The sequence below is a fragment of the Thermoleptolyngbya sp. M55_K2018_002 genome (assembly GCF_015295965.1).
Taxonomy (GTDB): domain Bacteria; phylum Cyanobacteriota; class Cyanobacteriia; order Elainellales; family Elainellaceae; genus Thermoleptolyngbya; species Thermoleptolyngbya sichuanensis.
In genome coordinates this window covers 1-16,281 of the sequence record NZ_DVEA01000287.1, presented here as the reverse complement: position 1 = coordinate 16,281, position 16,281 = coordinate 1, and the positions used below count along the sequence as shown (strand labels likewise).

The 16,281-nt window shown below is 56.1% G+C and carries 11 protein-coding genes; 8 read left to right on the top strand and 3 right to left on the bottom strand.

Translation table 11 applies throughout. The features are described from left to right. The 5 genes from IGS51_RS14840 to uvrC all read left to right on the top strand — a co-directional run. Positions 1–1,072: CHASE2 domain-containing protein (locus IGS51_RS14840; protein ID WP_297079352.1), on the top strand; the 1,072-nt coding region annotated here is incomplete at its 5' end. Next, a complete protein-coding gene (locus IGS51_RS14835) occupies positions 1,069–2,391 on the top strand; it encodes an ATP-dependent RecD-like DNA helicase (RefSeq protein WP_297079350.1) in 1,323 nt (440 codons plus the stop codon). The genes IGS51_RS14840 and IGS51_RS14835, both read left to right, overlap by 4 nt. A 117-nt stretch (positions 2,392–2,508) precedes the next feature. Then, entirely contained in the window at positions 2,509–2,802 is a 294-nt protein-coding gene (locus IGS51_RS14830) for a nucleotidyltransferase family protein (protein WP_297079348.1), read from the top strand. Continuing rightward, positions 2,799–3,146: a DUF86 domain-containing protein gene (locus IGS51_RS14825; RefSeq protein WP_297079347.1), complete on the top strand. Its 348-nt coding sequence runs from the start codon at positions 2,799–2,801 to the stop codon at positions 3,144–3,146. The genes IGS51_RS14830 and IGS51_RS14825 overlap by 4 nt, the downstream gene beginning before the upstream one ends. 296 nt (positions 3,147–3,442) lie before the next feature. Next, entirely contained in the window at positions 3,443–5,353 is a 1,911-nt protein-coding gene (gene uvrC / locus IGS51_RS14820) for an excinuclease ABC subunit UvrC (protein WP_367279345.1), read from the top strand. Positions 5,354–5,360: 7 nt separating this feature from the next. Here uvrC and IGS51_RS14815 read toward each other — a convergent pair whose 3' ends face one another. From IGS51_RS14815 to IGS51_RS14805, 3 genes are all read right to left on the bottom strand, one after another. Further along, a complete protein-coding gene (locus IGS51_RS14815; RefSeq protein WP_297079342.1) occupies positions 5,361–5,621 on the bottom strand; it encodes a zinc ribbon domain-containing protein in 261 nt (86 codons plus the stop codon). Between the two features lie 147 nt (positions 5,622–5,768). Beyond that, on the bottom strand, positions 5,769–6,974 hold the full coding sequence (gene fmdA, locus IGS51_RS14810) for a formamidase (RefSeq protein ID WP_172358650.1): 1,206 nt from the start codon (positions 6,972–6,974) through the stop codon (positions 5,769–5,771). A gap of 553 nt (positions 6,975–7,527) precedes the next feature. Further along, entirely contained in the window at positions 7,528–8,232 is a 705-nt protein-coding gene (locus IGS51_RS14805) for a hypothetical protein (RefSeq protein WP_297079340.1), read from the bottom strand. Between the two features lie 1,249 nt (positions 8,233–9,481). Here IGS51_RS14805 and IGS51_RS14800 point away from each other — a divergent pair. The 3 genes from IGS51_RS14800 (at position 9,482) to IGS51_RS14790 (ending at position 16,002) form a co-directional block, all read left to right on the top strand. Next, positions 9,482–11,557 (top strand): carbohydrate porin, encoded by a 2,076-nt coding sequence (locus IGS51_RS14800; RefSeq protein WP_297079338.1) that lies wholly within the window; start codon positions 9,482–9,484, stop codon positions 11,555–11,557. 306 nt (positions 11,558–11,863) lie between these two features. Continuing rightward, a complete protein-coding gene (locus IGS51_RS14795) occupies positions 11,864–14,164 on the top strand; it encodes a tetratricopeptide repeat protein (protein ID WP_297079336.1) in 2,301 nt (766 codons plus the stop codon). A gap of 533 nt (positions 14,165–14,697) precedes the next feature. Continuing rightward, positions 14,698–16,002 carry a glycosyl hydrolase family 8 gene (locus IGS51_RS14790; RefSeq protein WP_297079334.1) on the top strand — a complete coding sequence of 435 codons (1,305 nt, stop codon included), beginning with the start codon at positions 14,698–14,700 and terminating at the stop codon, positions 16,000–16,002. The last annotated feature ends 279 nt before the right edge of the window (positions 16,003–16,281 follow it).

Here is a 16,281-nt window from a genome sequence, read left to right as displayed (position 1 = left end):
TTCTGAGGCAGATTTGCAAGCGCTGGGTCGGGCGACCCCCTCAGATGCCGACGTAGCTAGGGTGCTGCAAATCCTGCAACAAGCAGAGCCACGGGTCATCGGGCTGGGGCTGTGGCGCGATTTGCCCCAGGAACCGGGCCGGGCGGCGCTGCTGGAAGAACTGCGATCGCCCAAGGTCATCACCTTCATGCAGTTGGGCAGCGTCACCACGCCCCAAATTCCGCCGCCGCCTGGGGTGCTGCCCGTGCAGGTGGGCTTTAGCGATTTGCTGGTGGATGCCGATCGGGTCGTGCGGCGGGGGCTGATTTTTGGCGGCGAGTTTCATTCCTTTGCGGTGCGGCTGGCGCAAAAGTATCTAGCGAGTGAAAACGTAGGACTCCGCACCAGTTCCACCAATCCTGGCATCACTGAACTAGGCGACATTCCGCTGCCCCCGCTCGAATCGACTGCGGGCGGCTATCAGCGGCTCGATGCAGGCGGTTATCAGCTTTTGCTGCGCTATCGATCGCCCGACGCGCCTGCGCCCGTGGTGGCATTTGCCGATGTGCTGAACGGGCGCGTGGCGGCGGATCAGATGCGCGATCGCATTGTGCTAATTGGCACCACTGCCCCCAGCGGCAAAGACCTGTACTACACGCCCTTCAGCGCCGGCCAGCAGACCGAACACCAGATGCCCGGCGTGGTCATTCATGCCCAAATCACCAGCCAGTTGTTGAGCCTGGTGCAAGACGGGCGGCGGCTGATGGGCTATTGGCCCGATTGGGCAGAGGGGCTGTGGATCGTCGGCTGGGTCGCAGTGGGCAGCGGGCTGGGCTGGTTTTTGCGACATCCGGCCAGGCTGGGCGCGGGCGGCGTGGCGGCAATCGGCATTCTCATCGGCAGCAGCATTTGGCTATTTGGGCAGCAGGTGTGGATTCCGGTGGCCACGCCAGCGATCGCCCTCACGCTGGCCACGGTAGGATCTGCGGCCCACCGCATTTATCGGGAGTCGAAGCTGGACACCGACCTCACCCGCATGGTGTGGGACAAAACGCTGATCACGGATCTCGGCCGTCGGGGGCACTCGCCATGACCCCTGCTCCTTCTTCCAAAGACAAGGACATCGCCAACCCGCTGCCTGGAATCCGGCTCAACCGTCAGCAGCGCAAAGCATTGCGCGAACTGGAGAAGTTTACCCGCAGCAGCGAAAAGCTCTATCTGCTAACGGGCTACGCGGGCACAGGCAAGACCACGCTGCTGCAAGCCCTGATCCGCCGCCTGCGCGACAAGGGCGATTGCCGCCGCATCGTCCTCACTGCCTTTAGCAACAAAGCGACCAAGGTGCTAGAGCGCATGGCCGACGAGTGGCGGCTAGAGATCGACTGCATGACCTGCTGCAAGCTGCTGGGGCTGCGGCCGGAAATTGACTCGGTTTCAGGCACGCAGGTCTTTAAGCCCGACCGCGACAGCGAAAACCACTTCGACCGCTATCATCTCGTTGTGGTAGACGAAGCCTCGATGATCAACGCGGAAATGTGGGGACTGCTCACCAACGCCGTCAATAGCCTCCTCAGCCAAACGCAGATTCTATTCGTCGGCGACATTGCCCAACTGCCGCCCATCGGCGAGCCAGAATCGCTGGTGTTCAGCCAGATTCACCACCGTTCCGACCTGACCGAAGTGGTGCGCTATGGCGGGGCGATCGTCCTCCTGGCCGAATCCATCCGCAACAACCTCACCCGCCCCGACCTTCCCAACTTTGAGACGGATGCCAATGGCGATCGCACCGAAGGCGTAATCGTCACCCGCCGCATGGACTGGGAACGCCTGCTGATCCGCGCCTTTCAGAGCGAGTCCTATCAAGCAGACCCCGATTACGTCCGCGCCCTCGCCTACACCAACCAGCGCGTCCGGGAGCTAAACCACAAGATCCGCCGCGCCATCCACGGCGACAAAACGCCGCGCTTTGTAGAGGGCGATCGCCTCGTCGCCAACACGCCCTACATCGTTGGCGATGCCGTGATTCTGCAAACCTCCAGCGAGTGCGAAGTCCTGTCCGTCGAAACCACCACCGAGGGCGACTGGCATATCTGGCGGCTCCACGTCCTCACCGACGATGGCAAAAACCGCAGCCTCAGCGTCCTCCATGAACTCAGCCAGGGACAATACGCCCGCCTGCTGGATGCCTATGCCAAAGACAAGCGCTGGAGCGAGTTCTGGCAGCTCAAAAGCGCCTTCGCCGATGTCCACTACGCCTACTGCCTGACGATTCACAAGTCCCAGGGGTCAACCTTCCAAAACGTGTTTGTAGATGTGCCCAACGCCCTGATCAACCGCAACATCCGCGAACGCAACCAGCTCCTCTACGTCGCCGTCACCCGCGCCGCCCAGCGCCTCTTCCTATTTCAATAACTGCCGTGTCATAAGGACTAAATCCATAAAGTGCTGGCTGATACACTACTCCTATCCAGAACAAAGCAAGTTAATCTAGATTATGGGTTTTACTCGGCATTAAGGGGGTTGGCTTTGATGAAAACGCTGGAGGAGATTCAACAGCGGCTTATACAAAACAAACCATTCTTAGAAGATCATTACAAGGTTCGAGAGTTAGGCATTTTTGGTTCCTACATTAGGCAAGAACAGACCGAAACCAGCGATGTGGATGTGCTAGTTGAGTTTTCTGAAACACCGAGCTTGCTGAAATTTATCAATCTAGAAAACTATCTCAGCGACACTCTAGGGGTTAAGGTCGATCTGGTGCATAAGGCTGGTTTAAAGCCCCGTATTGGCAAGCGAATTTTGGCAGAGGTTGTCTACGTTTGAGCCAGCGAGATGTTGCGAACTATTTGCAGGACATACTGGATTCTGTTAATGCGATTGAACAGTTCACGAATGGTCTTGAATTTGAAACTTTCTCGCAGAATCTAGAAAAAATCTTTGCAGTTTCCAGGGCGATTGAGATTATTGGCAAAGCGGTGAAGCGCATCCCTGATTCAGTTAGAAATCAATATCCGAATGTTCCCTGGAGGGACATTGCCGGAATGCGAGATAAGCTGATTCATGATTATTTCAATACAGATGTAGCGATTATTTGGAAGGCGGTTCAGGAGGACGTTCCTCAGCTAAAAATTATGGTTTCTGGCATTTTAGAAACTTTAGAAAAGTAATAACCAAGAGAAAATATCACATTATCTAGTCGGCTAAAAATAGACTGTCGGATTTCTCTCATCCCCGCCGACTGTACAGCCGCCTAAAATAGTAGTACATATCGCAGTACACACAGCTTAGTCTCGACGCTCTTGGTCTCGACGCTCAGCGTCTGAACTCCCCCCGGATCATATGGAATAGCTGGAAAGCTGACCGTGTATCAGATTAATGCATCAGATTGGCAATCCAAAATCGTCAATCTAAAATCCAAAATCAACCCGCCCCATCTCTATCCCCCCTGTCCTGCGTGCCCTCATTGCCTCCTCTCACGCCTCTCCTCAAAGACCCCGAACGCCTAGAAGCGCGGCTCAAGGAAATTCCCCAAGAGCCAGGGGTCTACTTTATGCGCGATGCTGCCGACAACATCGTTTACATCGGCAAATCCAAGAGCTTGCGGAGCCGCGTGCGGTCCTACTTTCGGGAAGACCCGTACCGGGAATATCGGATCGCCTGCATGACCAAGCAGGTAGCAGAAATCGAGTTCATCGTTACGGATACCGAAGCTGAAGCGCTGGCGCTGGAAGCCAATCTGATTAAGCAGCACCAGCCCCATTTCAACGTGCTGCTGAAGGACGACAAGAAGTATCCGTTTCTCTGCATCACCTGGAGCGAGGAGTATCCGCGCATCTTCATCACCCGCAAGCGCAAGCTCAACAGCAAGGATCGCTACTACGGCCCCTATGTCGATGTGGGGCTGCTGCGACGGACGCTGAACTTGGTCAAGCGCGTGTTTCCTCTGCGCCAGCGGCCGCAGCCGCTCTTCAAAGATCGCCCCTGCCTGAACTACGACATTGGGCGCTGTCCGGGTGTATGTCAGCGGCTGATTAGCCCGGAGGACTATCGCAAGACGCTGCAAAAGGTAGCGATGATCTTCCAAGGACGCACCCAGGAGCTAGAAGCCATTCTGACGACGGCCATGGAAAAGGCGGCCGAAGATCTGAACTTTGAGTATGCGGCACGGCTGCGGGATCAGATTCGCGGGATTCAGTCGCTGGGGGCAGACCAGAAGGTGCAATCGCCAGACGATACCGTGTCACGAGATGCGATCGCCCTGGCGGCCGACGAACACCACGCCTGTATCCAGCTTTTTCAGATTCGAGCGGGGCGGCTGGTGGGGCGGCTGGGCTTTGTGGCGGATGCTCAGTCGGGCACGCCGGGAGCCATCTTGCAGCGAGTGCTGGAGGAGCATTATCAAACCGTAGAGGCGATCGAGATTCCGTCGGAAATCCTGGTGCAGCACGAGTTGCCTGATGGCGACATTCTGGCCGAATTTCTCACCCAGCGGCGCGGCCGCAAGGTACACATCTTTTTGCCACAGCGCCAGACCAAAGCCGACCTGATCGACATGGTAGAGCGCAACGCAGGTTACGAACTGGCTCGCACCCAGCGCTTTGCCGATCGCAACAACCAGGCCATGCTCGACCTGGCAGAAATCCTCGACCTGCCCGACCTGCCCCACCGCATTGAGGGCTACGACATTTCCCATATTCAGGGGTCGGATGCCGTCGCGTCCCAGGTCGTATTTATCGACGGAATGCCCGCCAAGCAGCACTATCGCCGCTACAAAATCAAAAATCCCACCGTGAAGTCGGGGCATTCTGATGACTTTGCCAGCATGGCGGAGGTGATTCAGCGTCGCTTTCGCCGCTATGCCCAAGACCCAAACCTCCAGCGAGTGGGCAATCCTGATTTTCCTGACCTGGTGATGATCGACGGCGGCAAGGGGCAGCTTTCGGCGGTGGTGGCCGTGCTGCGGGAGATGAATCTGCTAGAAGACGTGAAGGTGGTTAGCCTGGCCAAGCAGCGCGAAGAGATTTTTCTGCCGGGGGAGTCCTTGCCGCTGACAACGGAGGCCGAGCAGCCGGGGGTGCAGCTTTTGCGGCGACTGCGCGACGAGGCGCACCGCTTTGCCGTCAGCTTCCATCGACAGCAGCGGAGCGATCGCATGAGGCGCTCTCGCCTGGAGGATATTCCGGGTCTGGGGCATCACCGTCAAAAGCAGCTTCTGGCCCACTTCCGCTCGATCGACTATCTGCGCGAAGCCACTCCCCAGCAAATTGCTGAAGTCCCCGGCATTGGCCCCAAAATGGCGCAGCAGATTTACGACTACTTTCATCCGCAGCAGGATCGGGAAGATGAACTGCAAGCGGAATCAGCATCATCCTAATGGCTAACTAATGGCTAATCATCCACGGGCGACCCCCGGCGTGATTTTTGACCCTTGGGGGCGATCGCTCTTCTGTGCGCTGAACCAGTTTGGGTTCCTTCGCTTCCTGCTTGAGGCGGAGCGAGCCTGATAGGATGGCTGGCGGCGAGAAAATGCGCTGGGCTGGCTGCTGACAGGTGGGACATTCAGCCGGGAGATTGCGCTCATCGAGCGATCGCCACTGATCAAAAACGCCACACTCCGGACAGCGAAATTCGTACAACGGCATAGTTGTTCTGCGTCCTGCAATTTTGGTTCATACTTTTAGTTCTTACCCTTAGCTCCTTCTCTGCGATACCCAAAATCTCTGCGATACCTAAAATGCGATACCTAAAAAAGGTAGCGGGGCGAGGCAGTAGGGCAAAAAGGGCGATCGCTAAACAGGTAAGATATTTTGATCAAAAATTTCTGTCGGAATCGCCAGCGTCGCGCAGGCATTTGGAATGTCTACAATGCCACTCACCCGCCCTTCCACCGGGGCGCAACTGAGCAATAGATAAGCCTGTTCGCCCGTATAGCCAAATTTCTTCAAATACTCAATCGCATTCAAACAGGCCCGCCGATACGCAATGTGGACATCCATGTAATATTGCTTGCCCGTGAATTCATCGACCGAAATTCCCTCAAAAACCAGGTATTCCGAATATCTGGGTTCAACAGGGCCCGGCTTAAAGATAGGATTCACCATGCCATATTTCTCCATGCCGCCCTTGATAATGTCCACATGCAGATCGATATAGCCCGACATTTCGATCGCGCCGCAGAACGAAATTTCTCCATCCCCTTGGGAGAAGTGAATGTCTCCCATCGAAAGCTTTGCGCCTTCGACGTAAACCGGAAAGTAAATGCGCGTGCCCTTCGAGAGGTTCTTAATGTCGCAGTTGCCTCCATGTTCTCGCGGTGGCACGGTTCGCGCCGCTTCGGCCGCAACTCGCCCATACTCAGAAGCCGGAAGCGTACCCAGAATGGCGTTCGTCGGGTTCGGCAAGGCCGCCAAGACGGGTGCATCGCCCGAAAGCCCCGCTCCGTAGGTTCGCAAATCGGGCGCAGTCTGCACGAGTTCTGCTTCGCGCTGGTTCCAGGTTGCGAGCAATTCATGGGATGGAGCGCAGCCGATTAGTCCAGGGTGAATAATGCCTGCAAACCGCACTCCTGGAATATGCCTTGAAGTGGTGTAAATGCCTTGAAAATCCCAAATTGCCTTCGCAGAATCCGGGAAATGATCGGTTAAAAAACCGCCTCCATTTTTCTTATCAAAAATCCCCGTAAAGCCCCATTCATCCCCCTGCAATGCCCCAATATCGAGCAGATCCACCACCAGAATATCTCCCGGCTGGGCCCCATTGACCCAGATGGGCCCGCTGAGGACATGCACCACGGTCAAATCCACATCGCGGATATCGTCAGGACTGTCGTTGTTCTTGATTTGCCCATCGGTCCAGTCCTTACATTCAATCCGAAAGATGTCCCCCGGATTGACAGAGACGACGGCGGGAATTTCTGGATGCCAGCGATTGTGCCCAGGCAATTCCTGCTCGTTCATGGGTTTGGTCAAGTCTACTTTGAATAGCGTTTTTGGCATGAGATACTCCCCTGTGGTTTGGGATCAATAAATCATTTCTTGCTAGAGATATTTTGTTTCTATACTTTTTCTATAGAAGAAATCGACGGAATGGCATACAGCAGGGGTGCAGAAAACAGCCTACGCCGCCCTTTCAGGATTGATTTCTTGTAAGTTCCAACGATATTTGAGACCCAATTAAAAAGCTGTTTAGCAAGTTCGTATCGTATGCTCAGGCACTCATGTAAACTGTCAAATTGACTACTGAAAGACGTGGCTACCCTGCTGCCAAAAGGCAAATTTAGGGCGATCGCCCTACCCAAAAAGTTTCATTATTTGCAATCTTTTTATAACTTCATTTAACGCAACACAAAAACAAAAAACAAAACCATCTCCCCAGGAATCCTGAAGCGCTTTAATCCTTCCGCTTCAATCATCTGGAAAGATGGTTTCTGTCGTGTAATTCCCTTCTCGCAAGCCCCTTCTAGGCAGGGCTTAAGAAAACTATCGAGAGCCGAATTCAAACTCCGGCTTGCCCAACTTGCCTAATGAGAACAAGCTAAGGACAAGCAATCTATCGCAGCATTTCGTCCGGCTTCAGCGGCGCAGTTGTTTTACGCCAGGAGGTCGATTCTTGAGTCGCGTTAGCCTGACTGGTTCGCGATGCGGCTGTGCGCTTGCTGCGACGAACTCCATCTGCGAGTCGAGAGGTTTGGGGCGGGGTGGTTTGTCCTGTGGGCAGGGCGATCGCCATCATCCGACTCGCTTGCAGATACAGTTCCCCATCGGGCGTAAAGCGTGCCAGAGCAGCCTGGAGCGACGTATCTAGCTTTTCTACTTCTGCCTTAAAGTTTTCAGGTTGATTGACCGGATCAAAGGTTGCCAAAAACGTCACATTGGCATCCGGATTGAAAATCACATTCGCATCTTGCTGGCTCAATTGCCAGGCTTCCTGAAACTTTCCATCTGGCGCAATCTGCCACAGGTTTAGCTCCGCCTGCCAGTTTCCTTGTCCGACTTCAGCAATCTGACGATCCAGAATGGCGTAGGGAATATCGGTTTCGCTATTGGTTTCAGGGTTTGCGCCTTCGACCAAATATCGAACCGCAGAAACCGTGATTTTGGTCTTGCTGGGTAGGGAGGTCGTGCCCGAAACCGTATACGTACCACCGCCTTTGTCCTGGATTTCGCGAATAGATAAGTTAAGTGGGGTGCTGGAGTTGGTCAGACCACGCAAGTTCGCAGGGGCAGACGAGCAGCTTAGAGAACCAACTGCCATAACCGAAATCAGCCCTAGGAGAACCAGTCTTTTGAGGATCAAATTCGTCGTTTGACAAGTTGTGTCGGACAGGGTTCGGGACATAGTGCTGAAGGCTATTTTTCGAGCTTGGTTTTGCGCTTGAATGAGGGCGATTTGGCTAGCTTGGCGTAGGAACGACAACATGAGAACCGATAAGGGGGGTGAGAATGTTTAGGAATAGACAATTTTCAGGATCTGAACCGGATTCGTCAATGGGGACAATGTACAGTGGACGGGATGGGTTAATCGATGAACCAGATTTTGATTGACGATCGGTACAAGTCGAGTCTAAACATGAGTTGGGCGATCGCACGAAATCAACAAAGTTTGAACGTAAATCCGCCTCAAACTTCATCTAACCTACATAAGGTTGCCCCCAACCCTTAAAACCTTCATCATGATGCGGAAGTGATTCATGGCTTGGATATTAACCAGTTTGCTCAAGAGTATCTCGCTCAATAGCCGATCCACCTCCAGTTCTGCGCTGGTCTGGCTAGGATTGGGACTCGTGCTTGCCAACACTGCCACAGGATCTGCCTCTGCTGATGTGCCGGCTCAGCCCCCCTCCGATTCCAATTTCCTGTCACAGAGCGCGACTCCAGAGATTCCGACAAACTCAGCCAGCGGGGGGGTTGCCCATGAACCAGTAGCGGTGAGCAAAAATTTATCTGAGGCTCTGCGTCCGGCGATCGCCCAACATCATCCACCTGCCGCGCCAATTGCTTCCGACCCGACTACTTCCGACCCGACTACTTCCGACCCGACCACTTCCGACTCGGCTGTTTCCGACCCAACTGCTTCCGACATAAATCGTGCAAATCCTGAAATGACCCGTGCGATCGCAGCGGCCGAATCCGCAGTGGCACATGCAGCAGGGGTCTCAATCAACCCAAACGGTTTTATCAGGATCGGGGCGGCTGTCGAACCTGCCCCCCCAGCATCAGCCTCAACCATCTCTCCGGCTACCCCTTCAACCCTATCTTCAGGACTTCCAGGGGCGATCGCGGGTTCCTCTGCTCCCTTCACGTTTTACCCCATCACCCCGGGCGCTCCAGTCGGCGGTACGGCAGCAATCCCTCCAATGCCCGTCCAGATGACTGGGCAAATGCCTGGACTGCTTCCCGGAACCCCAAGCTCTCCCCTCCCAACCGCCTACGGCACACCACAGTCTGGAATAGCTGGTGCATTGCCCCAGGGCCCCAGCTCCTCAGCTCCCTTCGTGTTCTACATGCCAGCTCAGCCAGGTTATCCAGTCCAGCCTGTGCCCAGCGCTGGTAACGGCTTTAGTAATGGGCTGGGCAACAATGGACAGGGCAACATTGCAGGCGGCCCAGCCACTTATCCAGCCACCGTCATCGGCTATCTGCCCAACGGCACGCCTGTCCCCGTCGTCGTGCAGATGCCCGTAGCAGGCTATGGCTACCCCAGTGGATCGGCCATCGGCTATGCCAATCCCTACGCACCTGTCTCAGCTCCCGGACAAGCCTTTCCCGGACAAGCCTTGAATCCGAATGCAAGCTTTGTCTTTCAACCGCCAATGCCCCAGGGCGTGGCTCTATCGATACCCGGTGGAATGCCGGGATATGGCTACGGCGGTCAGCCACAGGCCAGCCCGATGGGCCTCACACCCGGTGGGGTTCCCAGCATTCCTGGCTACGGCATGGCTTTGGGCTTTGCCGCACCCTACAGCGCTCCAGGCAGCCTTGCTACAGGGCAGCCAAACTATGGCCCAAACTATGGCTATATAGGACAGCCCAGCATGGGACAGTCCAGCATGGGACAGCCCAGCTATGGCTATGGCGGATATGGCTATGGCCATGCAACCCAAAGTGGCATGAGCGCCAGCGCTCCGACCCTACCGATGGGCATGTCTGGGAGTGCGATGCAGTACCAAACTCCGGGGTGGCCGATGCCGACCTGGCAGGGGCCCGCCGCAGTCCCCACAGTTCCACCACTGGAGTTTGCGCCGCTGAGCGTCCCTGCTGCGCCTTCTAGAACCGGCAACCCCTCTACGCCCCTGCCGCCGCCGCCTTACCAAAGCCAGACCGTTCCTGCTGGGGGTGCAGCGCCAGTGGGCCCTGTGCTAGCACAGGCTCTACCACCGACCTTCGTGCCAAACACCCAGCCTATCCAGGCTGCGCCGCTGCCGCCGCAAAATCCAGGCTTTGGCTTTCAGCAGCCGGGATTTCAGCAGCCAGGGATTCAAACGATTCCCGTTGCGCCACCGGGCACGGCAAATCAGCTTGCGCCCGTCCCCAGTGCGCCGGTGTTGGGTCAGCCCTTTCCCGCGACCACGGGGCAGGAGACTTTGCCAGGACGACGCGAAGCCCTGACTCAACCCGTCTTGCAATTTCAAGCAGGGGCAATTTACCAAGGCGACGAATTTTCGGCACGAGGACGGCTGAGCGGCATCTATCCGTTCTCTCCCAATTTCCTGGTGGGAGGGTCGCTGGATTTGGCAACAGGTGAGGCGTTTACGGACGATGACGGTCTGAACCTAAATGAGCTTTACATTGCGGCATCTCTGCCTGATATCCCCAGTTTGCGTCTGGTGGCGGGGCAAATGGATTTGACCTCCTATTTTGACCGCAACAGCTTTGCCAAAGATTCGCTGACGCACTTTTTCAATCCCGTGTTTCAGACCAACCCAGCGCTGGCGGCGGCGGCAATTGGGTCCCGCCCCGGCATTCTGCTGAACTGGAGCATTACCGATAACCTGGAAGCAAAGGTTGCGACCTTCTCTTCAGATCGGAGTATTGATGACTTTGCGCTGAATGCGTTTGCGGGCGAAATCGGGTTCCGAGTCGGCAACCTGATCCTGCGAGGGACGTATACTTCGTCGATCGATGGCGGCAAAAATGACGGCTTCCGCGAGTCGGGTATCGCCCCACGGGGAGACGGGACGTTTGGGATTGATTCGGATGACCAGGAAAGCGCTTATGGCGTGAATGCTGAACTGTTCATTCCTGAACTCAATCTGGGTTTGTTTGGGCGCTATGGTCAGTATTACAACCGGGATCTGGACGAGTCGGGCGATACCTATAGCTTTGGGTTCAACTTGTTTGACCTGTTCCGGGATGGCGATCGCCTCGGTTTGGGCTATGGTCAGGCACTTTCCAACGCGGGTCTACGTCAAAGTGCCGGGGCCCGCCGTCCCGATGTGCTAGAGGTCTTCTATGACCTGCCTGTGGCTCGCAATATCCGCATGGGCTTTACGTTCCAGCAGCTCAATGAATTTTCGGAATCCATCGCTGGGGTTCGCCTGAGGGCTGATTTTGATGTCCTGCCGCGCGGCAGTTTCTAAGTCGCCGTCGCCTTGCCCCCCTGTTCAGTCCCCCCTTGCTTAGTTCCCCTTGTTCAGTCCTCCCTGTTTGGTCACGCGGCTGGAGTTGAGTACTCAACGGGCGTGGTTCATCTGCGCCCGCCAGATGGCTAAAGGATGACTCAAGGATGACTCAAGTTAGTAACCCAGAATCATTCCAGCTTGGAACGGTTTTGGACAGCGCGTAATTTTGATGAGATGCCGCCCGTTGAGGCAATCCATAGGGGCGATCGCTTAGAGCGGAAACCCCATTATGAAAACCCCATTTTGAGGCAGATTGGCAGACTGATGAAACAGTTGCAAACACAAATCGGTTGTTTGGCTGGGCTGGCGCTGTTGAGCAGTTCTCTGCTGGGAACGCTGCCGCTAACCGCGCCACCCGCCCTGGCCCAAGCGGTTCCGTCGGAAGTGCGTCGGGGCTATACGCTGCTCAACCAGGGCTTGGTGGATCAGGCGATTCGCGTTTTTCAGCAAGTCCTCCGCTCTGATTCGCAATCGCTGGAGGCGCAGTTGGGTTTGGCGATCGCCCTTCGTCGGGCCGGGCGCGATGCCGATGCGTTCAATGCCTATCGCCGCGTGCTGGAGCTAGACCCCAACAATCGGCTGGCGCTGTTGACGGTGGGCGTGCTGGGCGGATTTCGTCCCGAATGGCAGGCGCAAGGGATCGAAGCGCTAAACCGATTGCTCACGATTAACCCCAACGACAACGAAGCGCGGGCCCAGCGGGCGCTGTTGCTGGGCTATCAGGGGCGCTTTGCCGAGTCGCTGGCAGACTATGCCATTGTGCTGCAAAACAACCCAACCCCCGAAGCAGTGCTGGGTGCGGCGGAGATCCACGCCTACGCCGGAGAATATCAGCGCAGTCTGGACTTGTTTAACCGCTATCGGGCGACGGGCCGGCCCATTCGGGATGGGCAGGCGATCGCCTATGCCCTGGCTCTGCGAGAAACGGGGAGTGCGGGCCAGGCGGTAGAAGTACTGGAGGCAGAACTGCGGCGATCGCGCACCCTCGACAGCACCACGATTCAAATCCGCTCGGCGCTGGCATCGGCCTATGCTGCCAATGGCCAGGTCAACCAGGCGGCTTCGGTGATCACGCCGCTGCGGGGTCGCCAGGATTCTCGCCTGGCCCTGGCGCGGGCGCTGAACGACATTGCCCGCTACAGCAGCAGTCCCGCCTATGCTCAGGAGGCGATCGCCCTATATCGAGAGGTGCTTCAGTCGCCCCAACTCACGGTGGGCATGGCGCGAGAAGTCGCAGACGTGCTGAGCGGCTATCCGTCGGAACAAGCCTTTGCGCTAGAGATTTATCGCCAACTGTCTCAGCAGCAGCCGACCGACATTGGCTTGCAGGTGCAGGTGGCCGTTCTAGAACGCCAGGTCGGGCTGATTACAAACCAGACGTTCCAGCAACGGCTCCAGACCTATTTTCAGCCGCTCCCAAACGATCCGGCTCAGCTACGGGCGATCGCCCAGGCCCTCATCCGACTTGATTCCCCCAGCATTGAGCTACTGCCCTACTACCAGGCCTTGGTGAATTCCGGGGTGAACGAGCCATTTCTGAACTTCCGCATCGCCCAAATCCACATTCGACGAGGAGATTTAGCCTCTGCCCGCAGTGCGCTGGTGGCCTATTCCGCCACCTCGGCCGGTCAGCAAGACCCCTTCGCGATTCAACTGCTGTTAGCAGAAATCGACCGTCGTGAGGGCAATCCCGAAGCCGCCGCCCAGCGCTACCAGTCCATCCTGGTCAGCAATCCGGGCGATCGCGGCGTGGTGATTGGAGCGCTGCAAGGGCTGGCAGGCATCCGCCAATCCCAGGGGCGCACGGCTGAAGCGCTGACGATCTATGACCAGATTGTCGCCCTCGACCCAACGGACTACGCCAAGGTGCTGGGGCGCACCAGCCTCGCCTATCAGGCAGGATTCCTGGGTGTTGGAGAAGCCGAAGCCGTGCTGAATGCGTGGCTGGCTAGCCGCCCGCTGACCGACACCCCGCCAGAGTTATACAGTCTGGCTGGAGCCTTACCCGCCAACCCCCAGCGAGAGCCGTTGTACAATGCACTGCTCCAGGCAGACCCGGAGAATATTCCGGTGCGGATTCGCCAACTCCAGGTTGTGTCGGTTCGGAATCCCCAGCTTGCTCAGGCGCAGATCCGTCAGATTATCGCCCGCGACCCAGACAACCTCGGCGCTTACTTTGTGCAGGCTCAGCTTGCTCAGGAGCAGGGCAACTTGGGGCTATCGGCCCAGGCCTATGAGGAAATTTTGCGGCGATCGCCCGGTAATATCGATGCCCTATCGGCTCTGGGCGGCGTGCGATTCCAGCAGCGTCGCTATAACTCGGCATCGATGATCTACAGCGAGGTGCTAGCTATTCAGCCGAACAACCCAGCGGCTCAAAGTGCGCTTTTGGGATTAACCGCTGCTCAGGGCAACAAGCTCGAAGCGCTGGCGCAAATTGCAGCCATGCAGTCTCAAGCGGCGCAGATGGGCGGCATGAATCAGGTTCTTGTCCGCCAGGCCCAGCAAATCGAGGAAAGCTTTTTGCAGCAGCGCGGATTTCAGCCTTATTGGGAGCGTTTCTGAGGCTGGGAGCCTGTCTAAAAAGTCACCCAATTCTCGACTTTCACAGCCTCAACACCGACCGCCTAGCAGACTATTTTCAATGCTGATTTCAATGCTGAACGGTCGGTGTTGTTTTTGCAGATTCAATCTTCCTACTGAAGCATTTTTACCAATTTATACCTGCCTCGAATGACTCTATTTGGACTGTTGGGGTCGGGGCAAAGACCCCCTGTGGTCAAAGGCTTCAAGGGTAGCAGGCACAAGATCTTTCAGCATTTCCATAGCATTTCCACAGCATTTTCAGGTGTTTTATTGCGGTGGCTAGATTAGGGAAATGGCGATCGCCCAGTGGATTTGCAGCCTGAATATAAATCTTTAGTCAAATGTGAATCTTCCGTAAGGTGCGGCGTTTTTCGTTGGATGTGCGGATGATTTTGGATTGTCATGGATGAAGGAACCGTTCTAGTTTTTCTTGCCTTCTTTATCTCGCTGAGAGTTTTTCTCTGAGATCCTGCTGAGACTTCCTGAAAAGAGCGCACTTTGAACGCTGGTCTATGCAACTTTTTCAACTCGCCGCCTCCAGCCTGAGACCGTTGGCGATCGCCCTGGCGCTAGTGTTTGGCTCAACCCTGGCGGGCTGCAACGACTCCGGGCTATCCCAGGGGACACCCCCCGATACAACCGTCGCGTCCCAAACAGGCGACCCCCCTGAGCCACCCCTAGGGGCGATCGCTTCCAAACAGCTCCTCCTTGCTGAAAGCTGGAGTACCTACCGAGAGCGATTTATCCAGCAAGACGGCCGCGTCATCGACTGGGAAGCCGACGAGCGCACCACGTCCGAAGGGCAGGCCTACGCCATGCTCCGTGCCGTCTTTATCGACGATCCAGAAACCTTCGCTCAAACCCTGAGCTGGGCCGAGGAAAATCTCCAGCGGATGGATGCAAACGGCAAGCGTCGAGACAACCTCTGGGCCTGGAAGTGGGGCAAAGACGCAGATGGCAATTGGACGATTTTGGACGAGAATTTCGCCAGCGATGCCGATATCGACGCAGTGACCGCCCTCATCCTCGCAGCCCGCCGCTGGAACCGTCCGGATTATCTCCGGCTAGCGCGTATAAAGCTGAGAGATCTTTGGACTCTCTCAACAGTGGCTGTCTCCCGTCACTCTGCTCGTGCCTCCGATTCCCAGTCAGCTAGTGAGCAGCGCTATCTGCTGCCGGGGCCCAAGGAAGCATTTCAGCCCCAGCCAGACCTGCTTCACCTCAATCCCTCCTATCTCGCACCCTACGCCTTCCGCCTATTTGCCCAGATAGATGGCGATCGCAACTGGCTGAGCCTAGTAGACAGCAGCTACAAAATCCTGCGCGAATCCTCCCAGCTTTCATCCGCCAAACTGCCCAGCGATTGGGTCGCTCTCAACACCACCACAAACACATATATCCCGTTGCGTCCCCCCAGCCCGATCCGCAGCATTTATGGATTCGATGCCTATCGAGTTTGGTGGCGGGTTGGAATTGATGCCCAGTGGTTTAACGAGCCTGCCGCCTGGGAATACTTGCAGCAGCACCTGCCGTCGCTGGAATCCAAATGGAAAGCCCAGCAAAAGATTCCAGCACAGATTGACCTGCAAGGTCAGCCGCTTGTGCCTTACGAATCTACATCCCAATACGGCATGTTGTTTTCGGCATTTCAATTAACAAACCCTCAAATTGCTGAGCAAATCTATCGGCAAAAGCTTCTTCCTGCTTATCAAAACGGCTTTTGGGATAACGACTCTGCGTACTACGCACAAAATCTGGCTTGGTTTGGGCTACTTGCATCTACTGATGATGTGGCTGTGAATTGGCTTCAGCCTTAGACCGACCCGTAAACCCCCTTTACTAGTAGAGAGACAGGTCTATGTTTCGTTCGCTGCGTCAATGGTTCCTTACGTTTAATCGAGACCACTCACCCAACGCCTCTCCCGCTGGTCGGACACGCCGGAAGCGTGTCAAACGAAACCAAACCCTGGCAATTCTGCTCGTTCTCTTGGGTCTAGGAGCGGGCCTGAGCCTGCTGCCCAGCGCATCCGCGCAAACCAGCGTGCAGCAGCGAGAAAATACGCTGATCCGGGAGTTGTCCTTGCCGAATCGGCCAG